This window comes from Synoicihabitans lomoniglobus (assembly GCF_029023725.1).
Classification (GTDB): domain Bacteria; phylum Verrucomicrobiota; class Verrucomicrobiia; order Opitutales; family Opitutaceae; genus Actomonas; species Actomonas lomonigloba.
This window is the reverse complement of record NZ_CP119075.1, coordinates 2,350,721-2,366,641: the sequence shown is the minus strand read 5'-3', so window position 1 is coordinate 2,366,641 and position 15,921 is coordinate 2,350,721. Positions and strand designations below refer to the sequence as shown.

The following is a 15,921-nucleotide window of genomic DNA, read 5'->3' as shown; positions in this document are numbered from 1 at the left end:
AGCTAAGGAGGCTTTGATAATGCTCCCTCCCGATCTGTGTTAATCTTTGTCCATTCGTGGCTAAACAATGTCTGATCTGAAAACCGATTCGTTGCGTGGTTTCATCCGCGCGCTCCCGAAAACCGAGACGCATCTTCACATTGAGGGCGCGTTGCCGTATGAGCTGTTGCATGGTCTCGATCCGCAAAAGTATCCCATGGATCCGGTTTGGCGACGACCGGAATATCGCTTCGAGTCGTTCCCTAAATTCGACGAGACGCTGCTCGGCCATGCGCTACCATGGTTCAATTCGCCGGAGCGTTACTACGAGGCCGCGCGGGTGACCTTTGCGCAGCATGTCGCGCAAAACGTGCGTTACGTGGAAACGAGTTTTCATCTGGGCATCGTCGAGTTCGTCCCGTTCTCGGGCCGCGAGATCATCGCGGCGATTCGGGCCGCCGTCCCGCCGGGTCTCGAGGTCCGGATCTATGCCGGCATGTTGCGCGAAAATTACGCGGGACCCGTGGGACCGGTGATCGACGACTTGGTGAATTGGGATGAGCTCGACGGCGTCGATCTGCACGGATTCGAACAGGTTCCGACCGAGGCGTGGACCGCGCCGGTTTGGCAACGGCTGCGCGACGCCCGCAAGGGCACCAAATGCCACGCGGGTGAGTTTGATGGCGCGGCACGCGTCCGCGAAGCGATTGAAGACCTCGGGGTCACGCGGGTGCAACATGGCGTGCGCGCGATCGAGGATCCCGCCGTGGTGCAACTCGCGGTCGATCGCGGCGTCACGTTTGACGTGTGCCCGATCAGCAACGTGAAGCTCCGCGTTTGCGAATCCATGGCTGTGCACCCCTTGCGGGCGCTGCGGGATGCGGGCGTGCATTGCACCATTAGTTCCGACGACCCGATGGTATTCGGCAATGTCGTCAGCGACGATTACGCCGCGCTCGCGATCGACGGCGATTTTACGCGGGCCGAGCTCGCTGATCTCGCGCGAGCGGGGTGGGCCGTCGCGGATGTGCCCGTCGTGACGCGCGAAGCGATGCTCGCCGAGATCGACCGGGTGGCGCAGGCTCACGCCGATGTCTGATCTCTTCATTGTGCCGGAAGGCCATCGCCGGGCGCGAGCCGACAAGGCGTTGGCCATGGCATTTCCCGAGCACAGTCGCGTGGCGTGGCAACGCGCCATCGACGCTGGATTGGTGAAGCGGAACGGTGTCGCCCTCATGCGCAAAGACGAGGTGCAGGCCGGGGATGAACTGACTTACGCCATGCCGGAAGTCGTGCCGACCGATCTCACCCCGGCACAGATCCCGCTGGAAATCTTGTTCGAAGACGAGCATCTGCTCGTGGTCAACAAACCGGCGGGCATGGTGGTGCATCCCGGTGCGGGCACCACGGGCGACACGCTCGTGCACGCGTTGTTGGCCCATTGTGCGGGCACGCTGAGTGGGATTGGCGGGGTCGAGCGCCCTGGCATTGTGCATCGGCTCGACCGGGAAACGACCGGCGTGATTGTGGTGGCGAAAACCGACACCACGCATCGGGGGTTGGCCGCTCAGTTTTCCGAACGCGACCTGCACAAGGAATACCTCGCCCTGGCCATGGGAGTGCCGCAACTGCTCAGCGGTTCGATCGACAAAGCCATTCAACGGGATTCCCGCCATCGGCACCGCATGACAACGAGCGAAACCGGCAAGCACGCGCGCACCGATTGGAAGGTCGAGGAGACGTATCCGGATTTTAAAATCACATTGTTTCGCTGTCACATTCACACGGGTCGCACGCACCAGATTCGCGTGCACCTCAAGTCGATCGGTCACTCCATTCTCGGCGACCACACCTACGGTTGGCGACCCCTGGAGTATCCTGACCTGGACGTGCCGCGCGTCATGCTGCACGCCGCGTATTTGAAATTTGAGCACCCGATAACGAAGGAGGAAATGGAGATCACTGCGCCCTTGCCTGCGGACTTCAAAGTCGTGGTCGCAGCGCTGAAGACGTAGGATTGCGCTGGCTAGCTGGGAGTCCGTTCACAATGCCCCAGCGCAAGCCGAACGTTGTGATTTTCCGAGGTTCGGGGTGAGTAGGCCGCCTGCTGGCAGGCGCTTGCCGGCCGCGCGAAAAACCAGCCTTGGCGCGCCAGCGTTGCGAGTTCATCGCGCGTGAGCACGCTCCTACGTCGGCAGGAGCCCGTCGGCGATGCCCCAGCGCAGGTTGTAGAACGAGTGCTGAAAGGCGGTGAAACCGGCGTAGTCGGCCAGCGCCAACACCGTCGCCAAAGCCGTCGGCATCACGTCGGCGCGACGTTCAGGTAGACCGGGCACTTCTCGGCGCTCGTCCAGGGGCATGCGCCCGAGTTTCTTGAGAATCGCGGCGAGTAATTCCGTCGTTACGCGCGGATTGGTTTCGGCCAAGGAAATGTTGCGAGCTTCGGCCACAATCGACCGCGATGTGGTGACGGTTCCACCACAGAAAACGGCCGGGGCCAAGGGCGCCGGAAAAGCAATGCCAGCGGCCGTGAGCGCATCGCGAACAAAGGCGCGGACGGCCGATTCCTCGTCGGCCGTCAGCGGTTGCGCGGGGTCCGCAATCAATCGCTCGCTGAGTCGCACGCAGCCGAGCGGCAGACTGCCTGCCCGGGTGAGTCGTCGGTTTTCGAAAGAAAGGCATTCGAGGCTGCCGCCGCCCAAGTCGAAGACGTGAAACGATTGCCAGTCCGCCAGCGCTGGGTCGCACAGTAATCCGCGCCCAATGGATTGGGCCTCCTCGTCTCCGCTGAGAATGCGCAAGGGTAGACCCGTCGCGGCGGTCACCCGGGCGGCGAAAGTTGCACCGTTGGCGGCATCACGCACCGCGCTGGTGGCGACGACGGCGATGTCGAGCGGATGGTGGGCTTTGACCATGTCGGCGAGTTCGACCACGGCCTCGACCCCGGCGCGCATACCGGCATCGCTCAGCACGGGATGGGCGTGACTGATTCCGGCACTGATGCGGGCGTCGATCGTGCGTTGCTCGATGGCTTCGAGGCGACCGTCGTCCCGACGACAGGCCACGAGGGCTTTGATGGAATTAGAGCCGAGATCGATGACTCCGATGGCGGGACGGGCGAGTCTCATAGCGTGAAGGAGGCGGGAGCGATCAGCACCACGAATTCGCCCTTGCGGCTGGCTTGGGCGAGGCGGTCGTTCACCTCACTCGCCGTTCCCACCCAGAATGTTTCGTGCAGTTTGGTGAGTTCCTTGGCGATGCAAACCACCCGGTCGGGGCCGAGGGTGTCCACTATCTCGCGCGCGAACTTGTCGATGCGGTGGCAGCTTTCGTAAAGCGCGAGGGTGTAGTCGAAGTCCTGATACTTGGTGAGGAAGTTGATCCGGGCGGCCGATTTGGGAGGCAGAAAACCGGCGAAAAAGAAGCCATTGGTGGGCAGGCCCGCCGCACAAAGGGCGGTGGTGATGGCACAGGGGCCGGGCACGGGCACCACGGGCAGGGCGCGGCGACGGCAGGCGCGGACGATGCGAAAGCCCGGATCGCTTAAAGCCGGGGTGCCGGCGTCGCTCACGACGGCGATGGATTTGCCGGCGGCAAGTTCGTCGGCCAGTCTCTCGGCGGCTTCGGTTTCATTGTGGTCATGATAGGCCACCAGTTCGCGGCGCAAGCCGAGCCGGGTGAGCATACTGCCGGTGGTGCGGGTATCTTCGCAGGCCACCAAGTCGACTGATCCCAGCAACGCGAGGGCGCGCTCGGTGAGATCGGCCATGTTGCCAATGGGAGTGGCCACCACGTAGAGATGGCCGGGAAGGGGCGTGAGTGACGCGTTGGCAGCGACCGGAGCGGACATAAAAAAATCCGGTGCCGTTGGGCACCGGATGGCGAGTGAAAAACCTCGGCAGGTTGATCGGGGCTCAGCGAATGCCGGAGCCTTTGCCCGTGCCCATCCCGGGAACTTGGCCTTCCCAGTTGGCGGGGCGGCTCCACGGAATCGAGGAGTCAGCGTCGGTTTGGCTGGTGCAACCGGTAAACACAAACGTGCCGGCGATTCCTGCGAGGGCGAGGAGGAGGCGGAGGAAGAATTTCATGATTCAGAGTGTTAACGTGGCGGCATCGCCTTTGCGTAATTTGCCAGACAGGGAAGCAGGTAAGACCTGCGCAATGGAATAATTCTCCCTTGTGGCGCTAATTTCAACCACCGCGAGCACGTCGGGGCCGCGTTTGATTTGGAATTGTTGGTTGGGCACTGCGCCGTGGGTGCTACCGAAGTTGATCACTACAAACGCGTTTTGGGCCCCAACGCTCACGACTTGGGCGTGGTTGGCGCGATTCGATACCATCAAAGTTTCGCGCGACTTTTGTTCAATGACGGTCTCCAACTCCATCACTCGCGTTTCGAGGTTCGCAATGGTGTTGCGGTATCGCATCGCGTCGGCGGGGGCGATGCTGTTGGCCACCGCCTTTCGGGCGGAGACCAGTTCGGTCTGGGCCGCGACGAGATCGGCGCGGGCCCGGGCGGCGGTGATCTCGGCTGCGGCGAACTGTTCTTCAGCCAAATCGAGCGCTTGGCGGATCTGGTCCGCCTGCACCTGCGTTGCGGTCAACTCGCGTTTGGTGGCGGCGAGTTGCGCATCCAATGAGCGAATACGTTCTTGTTGTTCGGTGCGGGTGACCTCGGCAGCCGTGAGTTCTGCCGCGAGACCGGACGCCCGGGCCTGTTCGGCCACGAGCTGTTGGTGCAGTTTTTGTTTGGTGTCGCCGATGATGAAAAACAGCACCCCCGACGCCACCGCCCCGATCAAAGCCACGAGAGACAGAATGAGGGTGAGGTGGCGCATCGGAGATGATCGGACGAACGGCGGAGGCGGAGTTTACGCGCCGTAGAGGCTTTCGAACCACGGCTCCTTGGCTTCCTTGCGAAGGGAGCCGTTGGCCGCGAGATGTTCGAGAATCTTGAACGTGAGTTCGGCATCGCCGTCGACTTCGGCGGCGAGATCCTCGGCGGTGTAGCCTTTGCCGGGGGCGTCGGCCAACACGGTTTGGATATCGTTTTTCAAGGCGATCACGCCGCCGGCGGCCTTCTTGCCGGCTTCGACGCCCGGCTGATGGTAGGCGTTGATGCCGATGAGCGAAGCGTAGAAACCGACCACGCGCTCGTAGAGCGCGATCAACATGCCAATGGTGCGCGGCGAGACGTCGTTGACGGTGAGGGTGACGGACGTGCGGTCTTTCTCGCTGAGCGCGTCACGCGTGCCGAGGAGGAAGCCCTGCAGGTAGTCGCCGGAAGTCACGCCCTTGTTGACCTCAATGGAATCACCGGAGCGATCCTTGAGCACTTCAATGAACGTGACGAAGAAGTTGTTCACGCCTTCGCGGAGCTGTTGCACGTAGGCGTGCTGGTCGGTCGAGCCCTTGTTGCCGTAAACCGCGATGCCTTGGTTGACGACGTTGCCAGCGAGATCGAGCTCCTTGCCGAGCGACTCCATGATAAGCTGCTGCAAGTAGCGGGAAAAGAGCAGCAGGCGGTCCTTGTAAGGGAGCACGACCATGTCCTTGGCGCCGCGTCCAGCAGTGGCGTGATGCCAGGCGAGGGCGAGCAGCGCGGCGGGGTTTTCGGCCGTGACGCCGATGCGGGTTTGGGCGTCCATGGCGGCGGCACCGGCGAGCATGCCGTCGATGTCGATGCCTTGAAGGGCGGCGGGCAGGAGACCGACCACGCAGAGTTCGGAGGTGCGGCCACCGACCCAGTCCCACATGGGGAACCGGGCGAGCCAGTTTTCTGCGACGGCGACCTTGTCGAGTTTGGAATCGGTGCCGGTGACGGCGACCAAGTGCCGGGCGGGATCGAGGCCGGCGGCGCGAAAGGCGACGGAGGCTTCCAACATGCCATTGCGGGTCTCGGCGGTGCCGCCGGACTTGGAAATGACGACGGCGAGGGTCTCGGCGAGTTTGTCTCCGATCTGGGCAATGGTGTAGTCCATGCCGTCGGGATCGGTGTTGTCGAAGAAGTGCACCGTCATCTTGTCAGCGGCGGGTTGGCCGAGCGCGTGGTGCACGAACTGCGGCCCGAGGGCCGAGCCACCGATGCCGATCACGAGCAGCTGCGTGAAGGCACCGTGGGGACCAGCGATGGTGCCGGCGTGCACGTCGGCGGTGAAGGACTTGATTTGCGCCAACGTGTCGGTGATGGCGGCACGCGTCTCGGCGTCGGGCGCGAGCGCGGCGTCACGCAGCCAGTAGTGACCGACCATGCGTCCCTCGTCGGGGTTGGCGATCGCGCCCGCCTCGAGCTCATTCATGGCCTTGAAGGCGGCCTGCATGGCCTCTTCGTGCGCGGTGAGAAAGTCCTCCGGCAGGGCAAGGCGACTGAGGTCGAGCGCGAGCCCGAGTTCCGGATAGGGGTGGTAGTGTTGTTTGAAGCTGTCCCAGGACATGGTGAAAGGGTGTTTGAGTCGGAAGTTTGGCGGTGAAGTGGCAAACTAGGCCGTATTTTTCCAAAGGAGAGTTCAATTCTGTATCGGTCGATGAGAATCTTGTTTCCATAGGAGAAATTCCCCTCCGAGGACCTCAGATGAATTTGGGGCAAAAACAAGCCCCGGTTCGCGAAGAACCGGGGCTGGAGAGGGAGGCACGAGGGAGTTCGCCGAGGTCCTATTCGGGGATTTCGTATATTTCGATGAGGGCGTTGCCGGCGGCCACCGCGGCGTCGGCGGCGGAGCTGAGTTCGACGGTGTAGGCTCCCGGGCGCAGCGTGATGATCAGGGCCGCGTCGGTGCCGCCGGTGGCGAAGCTGAAGGCACCGACGGTGGCGTTGGCGGCGGTGATCTCGGCGGCCGAGGCGGTGCGTTGACCAACTTTGACCGGAGCCGGCGTTTCCCAGTTATCGTTGCGAGCGACCACTTGCTCGTTGGCGTCGTAGACGGTGAGCTCGGGATCGGAGAGGACGCCGGGGACGCCGTAGGCACCGAGACCGGGACCGGCGCCGCGAACCAGCACGCGCTTGGGGCTGTTGCCGGTGACGATGAAGCCGCCCACGAGCACGCCTTCGCCGCCGACGACGCGGCCGCGCGAGGAGATGTTGATCAGCCGTTGGTATTCGGAGTTGGGATTCTCGGAAGCGTCGTAGATCTCGGCGATGGCCACGCCGGCGTCACCGTTGTTGGTGACGCGCATGGTATAAGCGCCCGGAGCGAGTTCGGTGGTGTAAACCGCATCGAGGCTGTCCGCGGCCAACGGGAAGGCGCCGATGGTGCTCATGGCTTCGGCGGTGGCGTCGTCGCCACCCCAGTTGTCGACTTCGGCCACGACTTCACCGGTGGCGTTGTAAACGGTGACCTGCGGGTCGGGCAACGCGGTGGTGAGACCGAACTGGGCCAGGCCCGGTCCGATCGCCCGCAGCAGCACGCGCTTGGACGTATCGCCTCCGATGACGAAGCCGGCGACGAGGGCGCCGGAGTCGGTGGTGGCGTCAACGTGGGCACGGGTCGAGAGGTTGATCAAGCGGTCGGTGCGCAGTGTGCCGGTGGAGAGGCCGGCGAAGTCGTCCTCGGTGCCGTCGGGCAGGAGGATGGTGCCGGTGACCGTCGTGCTCGGAGCATCGACGTTGCCGATGATGGTGGCCTGTTGGGCGGTGCTGATGTTGAAGGATCCGTTGCTCGCCACGGTGCCGGAGCCGCCGGTGATGAGGCCCGGGGTGACCGCGATCACGTAGACCTTGCCGGTGGTGCCGACGATGGACGTGGTGGTGCCATTGGCGGAGTTGAGGCTGTTGGACTCATACAGGCCGGCGATGGTCGCAGTGGGGCCTTCGGGCGGTTCCACCGCTCCGGAGAGGGTGACGCCGAGTTCGGCGATGGCGAGGTTGAGGACCCCGCCTCGTATCGTGCCGGTGAAGGTATAGGCGAGGTCACGGGCGCTCGCCGGCAGATCCTTGCCCACGCGCTTGCGCAGCGGATGCGTGGCGAGGCTGGTCGCCGCGGTGACGGGATCGCCGAGGATTTGCAGGTTCAGGGCCGTGATACTGCGGTCCTCGTTCACTTGGAAGGTGAGGATGTAGTATTGGCCGGTTTGGGTGATCAGACCGAAGAGGGTGCCGATGGTGGAGTCTTCGGGGATTTCCACGGCAAATTCGGTGCCTTCGTTGGTCGTGCCGAAGTAAATCAACGGACCGGCTTGCGTCACCTCGAAGGTTTGGGTCACCGGGGCGGCGGCGGCAAAGACCGCATCGCCGGCTTGATCGGCGCGCACGGTGACGGTGCCACTGGCACCGGTCATGGTGACGGTGTTGCCACTGAGCATAACCGGACCACTCACGATGGTGAAGGTGACGGGCAGTTCCGACGAGGCGGTGGCCTGCAGATCGAAGGCTTCACCGTTGGCCTGGCGGTTGGTCAGGGCATCGAAGGTGATGGTCTGACTTTGCTTGACGATCGAGGTGATCGTGACCGTGGCGGAAGCCGCGTTGAAGTTGGCGTCCCCGGCCTGGGCGGCGGTGATCGTGATCGGCGCGGTGGACAGCGCGGTGAGGGTCGACCCACTGAGCGAGGCCGCTCCGGAGGTCACCGCGAAGGTCACCGGGGTGAGTCCGCTGGAGGCGGTGGCGCTTAGTTCGCTGGCAATACCGGCGGTCAGCGTGCCGACCGCGCCGATCGTGATGGTCTGATCGGCTTTCTCGATGACGAAGTCGTCATCATCGGCTCCCTGGTAGTTGGCGTCCACGATGGTGGCCTCGACGGTGTAGGCGCCGGCGTTGGTGGGCGCCGTGGCGGCTGCGTTGTAGGTGAGGCTGACCGTCATGCCGCTCGGCGTGGTGGTGACGGTGGGCTCCAACGCGCTGCCGGTGTAAGTTTGGGTGAGATCGGCGAAGGTGATCGCGCCGAGCGCCTTGGTGATGGCACCGGTGAGGGACGGTTGGCTGACGGTGTAGTTAGCTGCATCGGAGCCGGCCAGAGCAACTCCGGTGACGGTGACCGTGATGCCGGAGCCGGCGGTGGCGTCGCTGTAGGAACCGGTGGCGCCGGTGACGTCGAGGGTGACGGTATCGCCGCCCTGGATACCGGCGAGGCTGGCACCGCCAAAGTCGAGGGAGGCGGCGGTGGTGCCGTCGTAGACCTTGGGGGTGACGGTGGCGCCGATCACCGTGAGGTTGGTGACGGTGATATCGGCGGTGAGGTCCGTCGGCAACGTGAGGGTGTAGTTGCCGGCATCGGCCCCGGTCAGCGTGGCGCCGGCCAGGGTGACGGATTTGCCGGTGCCCACGAGTTTGTCGGCGAAGTGGGCGGTGGCTCCGGAGGAGTCGACGGTGACGTCGTCATCGCCCTGGACCCCGACGAGCGTGAGGCCGCTTTCATCGATGTCGGCCGTGGTGGTCGCATCGTAGGCTTTGTCGCGGGCGGCCAGGCCGGTGAGGGTGAGCTCACGGGCGGTGATGTCGGCGCTCAGCGTGGGTTGCACGAGCGCGTAGTTTTCCGCGTCGGCCCCGGTGAGGGCGAAGCCGCTGGTGGTGACGGTCTTGCCGGTGCCGATGAGGGCGGTATCGAAGGCCGCCGCGGCCGCGGAGGAATCGAGGGTGACCGTATCGCCGGTCTCAATACCAACTAGGGAGGCGGCACTGGTGTCGAGGGTCGCCAGCGTGGTGTCGTCGTAGACCTTGGAGGCCGCCGTGACACCGCTGATGGTCAGTTCCTTGGCACTGATTTCGGCCAGCGCGGTCGGGGTGGTGAGGCTGTAGTTGCCCGCATCGGTGCCGGTCAGGGTGAGGCCGGTGATGGTGACCACCTTGTCGGTGCCTTTGTCTTCGGTGTCGAAGGTGCCGAGGGCCGCGGTGGTGTTGAGCGCGACGTCGTCGCCGCCGATGACGTCGTGCAACGTGGCGCCCGTGAGGTCGAGCGTCGCGTCGGTCGTGTTGTCGAAGGGTTTGTCGGCGGCGGTGATGCCGGTGACGGTGACCGCCTGGGTCGTGATGGAGGCGGTGGCCGTGGGTTGAACCACGGTGTAGTTGGACGCCTGAGCGCCTCCGAGGCTAAAGCCGGTGATGGTGACGGTCTTGCCGGTGCCGACGTTTTTGTCGGCGAAGGTGCCGGTGGCGGCGCCGTCGACCGGGGTGACGGCATCGGAGCCGACGATGCCCACCAGGGTGGCCCCGCTCGTGTTGAGGGTGGCGGTGGTGGTGGCGTCGTAGGTTTTGTTCCCGGCGGTGACACCGGTGATGGTGAGCGCGATGGCGGTGATGTCGGCGGTGGCGGTGGGCGCGGTGAGGGTGTAGTTGCCCGCGTCGGTGCCGGCGAGGCCGAGGTTGGCGGTCGTGACCGTTTTGCCGGTGCCCACGTTGGCATCGGCGAAGGTGGCGGTGACACTCGAGCTGTCGAGGGTCACGGTGTCCGTGCCGAGGATACCGCCGAGGGTGGCGGAGCCGAAGTCGGCCGTGGCGGTGGTGTTACCGTCGTAGGCCTTGTGCTGGGCGGTGGTGCCCGCGACCGTGAGCGTGGCCGCGGTGATGTCGGCGGTGGTCGTGGGTTGGGTAAGGATGTAGTTGCCGGCGTCGGCTCCCGCGAGGGTCAGGCCGGTGACGGTGACAGGTTTGCCGGTGCCGACGTTTTTGTCGGCGAAGGTGCCGGTGGCGCTGGAGCCATTGATCGTCACCGTGTCGGAACCGATAACGCCGACTGGCACGGCCGAGCCGGTGTCGAGGACGGCGGCGGTGCCGGCATCGTAGACCTTGTTCGATGCGGTGGTGCCGGTGGTGGTCAGGGTGGCCGCCGTGATGTCGGCGGTGATCCCGGTGGGTTGGGACAGGGTGTAGTTACCGGCGTCGGTGCCGGAGAGGGCGTAACCGGTGGCGGTCACGGCCTTGGCGGTGCCGACGGTCTTGTCGGCAAAGGTGGCGGATATGCCAGCGATATCGAGGTTCACGGTATCGCTGCCTTGGATACCCACGAGGGCGGGGGTGCCGCCGAGAGTGGCGGTGGTGGTGGCGTCGTAGGTTTTACCCGCGGCGGTGGCTCCGGTGATGGTCAGCGGTGCCGCGGTGATGTCGGCGGTGAGGCCGGTGGGTTGCGCGACGGTGTAATTGCCCGCGTCGGCGCCGGAGATGGCGTAACCGTGGGCGGTGACCGCTTTGGCGGTGCCGATGGTTTTGTCGGCGAAGACGCCCGCGGTGTTGGCGGTGGCGAGGTTGACCGAGTCACTACCCTGGATGCCGACGAGTGTGGGTGTGCCGCCGAGGGTGGCGGTGGTGGACGCATCGTAGACTTTATTGCCGGCGGTGGCGCCGGTGATGGTCAACGCCGCCGCGGTGATGTCGGCGGTGAGGCCGGTGGGTTGGGCGACGGAGTAATTGCCCGCGGCGGTGCCGGTGAGGGTGACGCCCGTGACGGTGACACTTTTGCCTGTGCCGATGGTTTTGGAGGCGAAGGCGCCGGTGGCGCTGCCGAAGTCGGCAGTCACGTCGTCCGAGCCCACTTTCCCGACGACGGTTCCGGAGCCGGTGTTGAGGACGGCGGTGGTGGTGGCGTCGTAGGTTTTGCCCGCGGCGGTGACCCCGGCAATGGTGAGGCCCTTGGCGGCGATGTCGGCGGTGAGGCCGGTGGGCTGCGACAGGGTGTAGTTGCCGGCATCGGTGCCGGCGAGGGCGTAGCCGGTGGCGGTCACCACCTTGGCGGTGCCGACGTTGGCATCGGCGAAGGTGGCGGCAATGCCGCCCGTGGCCACGGTGACGGTATCGCTGCCTTGGATACCGACGAGGGAGGGCGTGCCGCCGAGGGTGGCGGCGGTGGTGGCGTCGTAAGTTTTGCCCGCGGCGGTGACCCCGGTGATGGTCAGCGGAGCCGCGGTGATATCGGCGGTGAGGCCGGTGGGTTGAGCGACGGTGTAGTTGCCCGCGTCGGCCCCGGAGATGGCGTAGCCGTGGGCGGTGACCGCTTTGGCGGTGCCGATGGTTTTGGTGGCGAAGGAGCCCGCGATGTTGGCCGTGGCGAGGTTGACCGTGTCGCTGCCTTGGATACCGACGAGGGAGGGCGTGCCGCCGAGGGTGGCGGCGGTGGTGGCATTGTAGACTTTGCCCGTGGCGGTGGCACCGGTGATGGTCAAGGGGGCCGCCGTGATGTCCGCGGTCAACCCGGTGGGTTGACTGATGGTGTAGTTGCCTGCGGCGGTGCCGGAGAGGCTGACGTTGGCGACGGTGACCGCCTTGCCGGTGCCGACGGTTTTGTCGGCGAAGGTGCCGGTGGCGCTGCCGAAGTCGGCGCTCACGTCGTCCGAGCCCACTTTGCCCACGACGGTGGCGGAGGCGGTATTGAGGGCGGCGGCGGTGGTGGCGTCGTAGGTTTTACCCGAGGCGGAGATCCCGGTGATGGTGAGACCTTTGGCGGTGATGTCGGCGGTGAGACCCGTGGGTTGAGCGAGGGTGTAGTTGCCCGCGTCGGTGCCGGAGAGGGCGTAACCGGTGGGCGTGACGGTGATGCCGGTGCCGATGTTGGCGGAGGCGAAGGTGGCGGTGGCGCTGCCGCTGCCCAGGGCAATGTCGTCTCCTCCGATGGTGCCGGAGAGGGCGGCGGAGGTGTTGACCAACGTGGCGGCAGTCGATCCGTCGTAGACTTTGCCGGAGGCGGTGACGCCGGTGATGGCCAGCGGAATCGCGGAGATGGCGGCGGTGAGGCCGGTGGGCTGGGTGAGGGTGTAGTTGGCCGCGTCGGCGCCGGAGAGTGCGAGGCCGGTGACGGTGACGGTGATGCCGGTGTTCACGTGTTCATCCGCGAACGTGCCGGTGCCGCCGGTGGCGTTGAGGGTCACGGTGTCGCCGGACTCCACGCCCACGAGGGCGTGGCCGGAGGTGTTGAGGGTGCCGGTGGTGGTCGAATCGTAGGCTTTGTTGACCCCGGTCACTCCCGTGACGGTGAGGGGCTTGGCCGTGATGTTGGCGGAGAGCGTCGGTTGGGTGAGCGTGTATTTGCTCGCATCGGTGCCGGAGAGGGTGAAGCCGGTGGTGTTGAGCGTGATCCCGGTGCCCACGCCGGCGGAGGCGAAGGTGTAGACGGGGGAACCGCCGAGGGACACGTCGTCGGAGCCGACGATGCCGGCGAGGACGGCGGTGCCGGAGGCACTGCCAGTGGTGGTCTTGTCGTAGGTTTTGGCGTCGCCGGTGAGTCCTGTGATAGTGAGCGGCGCGGCGTTGACGGTGATCGTGAGCAGGGCACCAGTGGAGTTACCGGCGGTGTCGCCGACTTGGACGACGTGGTTGCTGGTGGCGATTGTGGAGGGCGTGCCGCTGAAGACGCCGGTGCTGGCGTTCATGCTCAACCCGGCCGGCAGACCGACGGGGGCGGTGAAGGTGACCGGGCTGCCGCTGGCCGTCAGCGTGTAGTCGGCCGCGGTGCCATAGGTGAAGGACGGACTGGTCGAACTGGTGATCACCGGACCGGTGTTGTCCAAGGTGATGGTCAGGCCGCTGGAGGCGACGGAGGTGTTGTTGGCGGCGTCGGTCGCCTTGGCTGTGATGGTGTGTTCGCCTTCGGAGAGGGTGGACGTGACGATTGACCAATTGCCACCGGTGGCCGTGCCACTGCCGATCTGGGTCGTGCCGTCGGTGTCGTAGAGTTTGACCGTGGCACCGGCTTCGGCCGTGCCGGTGATGGTGGGCGTCGTGCCCGTGGTGATGTTGTCCGAGTTGGACGTGCCGGCGTCCGAGCTGGAGGCAAGGTCCGGCGTCGAGGGCGCGGCCGGCGCGACATCGTCGGAGACGGTGATGGTGAAGGCCTCCGCGTAGGTGCCGCTGGAGTTGCCGTCGTCGGTTTGAATGCGCACGGCGTAGTCACCCGCCGCGAGCGCCGAGGCGTCGTTCGCCCGCAGGGTGCTGCCGCTGATGTTGAACGAGCCGTTGTGGGTGGCGCCCGTGCCGGAAACCAAGGTGTAGGTGTGGCTGTCGCCACTGTCGCTGTCCGTCGTCGAGAGCGTGCCCACCGACGCGTTCGTGCCTCCGGACTGGTTCACCGCACTGCTGCTCAACGCGATGTCGGTGGGCGTCGCGTTGCTAACTTCAGCAGGAGATTCAAAAAACTGAAGAAGGATGTCGTCTTCACTGCCGGTCGAATTGCCGGATTCATCATTGCGGTCCAGATAGATGACGTGGTTGCCGGAGGAGAAAACCGTGATGTCACCGGAAGAGTATTCGCGGTAGATTGTGCCGGCGGATTGGTTGACGCGGGTGGAGGCAGTAACCGGAGTGCCGTCGTTTTGGAAGACCCGGGCATAGACATCGTAATAAGCGTCGGTGGTGAAACTACCGCCGGAACCGGGTAGGTTCACGGTCCAGGTGCACACGAAGCCGCCACCGGGAAGCGCGGCAATGCCCGGACTGCGTTGGCGTCCGGTGCCGGATTGATCAGAATAGGGGACAAACTCGCTGACGACGGTGGCGGCAGTCGCTGGGTTGTAGATTTCCACGTAGGAACCATATTCGTCGTTATCCAAGCTGCCGGTGGGGAGCCGGCTATTCCAAATCGTGGCTACATTGCCATTGCTGAGATAGGCAAATTCGCCGGGGAAGTCGGTGAAGGTGGTGTCATTACCCGCATCGACTCCTGGAATGATATTGCCTCCGATTTTGACTCCGCTGCTGTTGAAAAACTGCAGCAGAACATCGTCTTCGCTGCCGGTCGAATTGCCGGATTCATCATTACGGTCCAGCGCGACAACAAAGTTGCCGGTGGGGAAAACCGTGATGTCACCGGAAGAGTATTCGCGGTAGATTGTGCCGGCGGATTCGTTGACGCGGGTGGAGGCAGTAACCGGAGTGCCGTCGTTTTGGAAGACCCGGGCATAGACATCGTAATAAGCGTCGGTGGTGAAACTACCGCCGGAACCGGGTAGGTTCACGGTCCAAGTGCACACGAAGCCGCCACCGGGAAGCGCGGCAATGCCCGGACTGCGTTGGCGTCCGGTGCCGGATTGATCAGAATAGGGGACAAACTCGCTGACGACGGTGGCGGCAGTCGCTGGGTTGTAGATTTCCACGTAGGAACCATATTCGTCGTTATCCAAGCTGCCGGTGGGGAGCCGGCTATTCCAAATCGTGGCTACATTGCCATTGCTGAGATAGGCAAATTCGCCGGGGAAGTCGGTGAAGGTGGTGTCATTACCCGCATCGACTCCTGGAATGATATTGCCTCCGATTTTGACTCCGCTGCTGTTGAAAAACTGCAGCAGAACATCGTCTTCGCTGCCGGTCGAATTGCCGGATTCATCATTACGGTCCAGCGCGACAACAAAGTTGCCGGTGGGGAAAACCGTGATGTCACCGGAAGAGTATTCGCGGTAGATTGTGCCGGCGGATTCGTTGACGCGGGTGGAGGCAGTAACCGGAGTGCCGTCGTTTTGGAAGACCCGGGCATAGACATCGTAATAAGCGTCGGTGGTGAAACTACCGCCGGAACCGGGTAGGTTCACGGTCCAAGTGCACACGAAGCCGCCACCGGGAAGCGCGGCAATGCCCGGACTGCGTTGGCGTCCGGTGCCGGATTGATCAGAATAGGGGACAAACTCGCTGACGACGGTGGCGGCAGTCGCTGGGTTGTAGATTTCCACGTAGGAACCATATTCGTCGTTATCCAAGCTGCCGGTGGGGAGCCGGCTATTCCAAATCGTGGCTACATTGCCATTGCTGAGATAGGCAAATTCGCCGGGAAAGTCGGTGAAAGTGGTATCGTTGCCGACGTCCGCCCCGGGGATGATATTACCGCCGACCTTGTCTCCAGTGGCTGCAAAAATTGAAGAGGAGACGATTGTGGTGCTCACAATCGCAAGGATCAGCCGACGAAAACTAATTAACATACTTCTTCGTGTTAAATTATTGTTCACGGAGATTTAAGGATATAAACGTCCGTAGTTCCAGAAAAGGGGTAAGGATCTCGGGGTAAGATGGCACCTAGTGCGAGACCAAATGCAATA

At 64.1% G+C, this 15,921-nt stretch carries 8 protein-coding genes; 2 read left to right on the top strand and 6 right to left on the bottom strand.

The window, feature by feature from the left end; genetic code table 11:
• Nucleotides 1-67: 67 nt before the first annotated feature.
• Both PXH66_RS09270 and PXH66_RS09265 read left to right on the top strand, forming a co-directional pair.
• Nucleotides 68-1,078 carry an adenosine deaminase family protein gene (locus PXH66_RS09270; protein ID WP_330928191.1) on the top strand — a complete coding sequence of 337 codons (1,011 nt, stop codon included), beginning with the start codon at nucleotides 68-70 and terminating at the stop codon, nucleotides 1,076-1,078.
• Entirely contained in the window at nucleotides 1,071-1,994 is a 924-nt protein-coding gene (locus tag PXH66_RS09265) for an RluA family pseudouridine synthase (protein ID WP_330928190.1), read from the top strand. The genes PXH66_RS09270 and PXH66_RS09265 overlap by 8 nt, the downstream gene beginning before the upstream one ends.
• A 171-nt stretch (nucleotides 1,995-2,165) precedes the next feature.
• Here the strand turns inward: PXH66_RS09265 and PXH66_RS09260 are convergent, their stop codons facing one another.
• From PXH66_RS09260 to PXH66_RS09235, 6 genes are all read right to left on the bottom strand, one after another.
• A complete protein-coding gene (locus PXH66_RS09260) occupies nucleotides 2,166-3,107 on the bottom strand; it encodes a Ppx/GppA phosphatase family protein (protein ID WP_330928189.1) in 942 nt (313 codons plus the stop codon).
• On the bottom strand, nucleotides 3,104-3,829 hold the full coding sequence (gene rsmI / locus PXH66_RS09255; protein WP_330928188.1) for a 16S rRNA (cytidine(1402)-2'-O)-methyltransferase: 726 nt from the start codon (nucleotides 3,827-3,829) through the stop codon (nucleotides 3,104-3,106). The genes PXH66_RS09260 and rsmI overlap by 4 nt, the downstream gene beginning before the upstream one ends.
• Nucleotides 3,830-3,893: 64 nt before the next feature.
• Nucleotides 3,894-4,067, bottom strand: coding sequence for a hypothetical protein (locus PXH66_RS09250; RefSeq protein WP_330928187.1), 174 nt, complete (start codon nucleotides 4,065-4,067; stop codon nucleotides 3,894-3,896).
• Nucleotides 4,068-4,070: 3 nt separating this feature from the next.
• Nucleotides 4,071-4,817, bottom strand: a complete 747-nt coding sequence (locus tag PXH66_RS09245) for a hypothetical protein (RefSeq protein ID WP_330928186.1) — start codon at nucleotides 4,815-4,817, stop codon at nucleotides 4,071-4,073.
• Between the two features lie 33 nt (nucleotides 4,818-4,850).
• Entirely contained in the window at nucleotides 4,851-6,413 is a 1,563-nt protein-coding gene (locus tag PXH66_RS09240; protein WP_330928185.1) for a glucose-6-phosphate isomerase, read from the bottom strand.
• Between the two features lie 217 nt (nucleotides 6,414-6,630).
• Nucleotides 6,631-15,768: a YDG domain-containing protein gene (locus tag PXH66_RS09235; RefSeq protein WP_330932334.1), complete on the bottom strand. Its 9,138-nt coding sequence runs from the start codon at nucleotides 15,766-15,768 to the stop codon at nucleotides 6,631-6,633.
• Nucleotides 15,769-15,921: the final 153 nt, after the last annotated feature.

Bases quoted from the DNA above. Each gene is read 5' to 3' on its own strand.
- PXH66_RS09260 (WP_330928189.1), bottom strand. From the start codon at position 3,107: ATGAGACTCGCCCGTCCCGCCATCGGAGTCATCGATCTCGGCTCTAAT.
- PXH66_RS09245 (WP_330928186.1), bottom strand. From the start codon at position 4,817: ATGCGCCACCTCACCCTCATTCTGTCTCTCGTGGCTTTGATCGGGGCG.
- PXH66_RS09250 (WP_330928187.1), bottom strand. From the start codon at position 4,067: ATGAAATTCTTCCTCCGCCTCCTCCTCGCCCTCGCAGGAATCGCCGGC.
- PXH66_RS09240 (WP_330928185.1), bottom strand. From the start codon at position 6,413: ATGTCCTGGGACAGCTTCAAACAACACTACCACCCCTATCCGGAACTC.
- PXH66_RS09270 (WP_330928191.1), top strand. From the start codon at position 68: ATGTCTGATCTGAAAACCGATTCGTTGCGTGGTTTCATCCGCGCGCTC.
- PXH66_RS09265 (WP_330928190.1), top strand. From the start codon at position 1,071: ATGTCTGATCTCTTCATTGTGCCGGAAGGCCATCGCCGGGCGCGAGCC.
- rsmI (WP_330928188.1), bottom strand. From the start codon at position 3,829: ATGTCCGCTCCGGTCGCTGCCAACGCGTCACTCACGCCCCTTCCCGGC.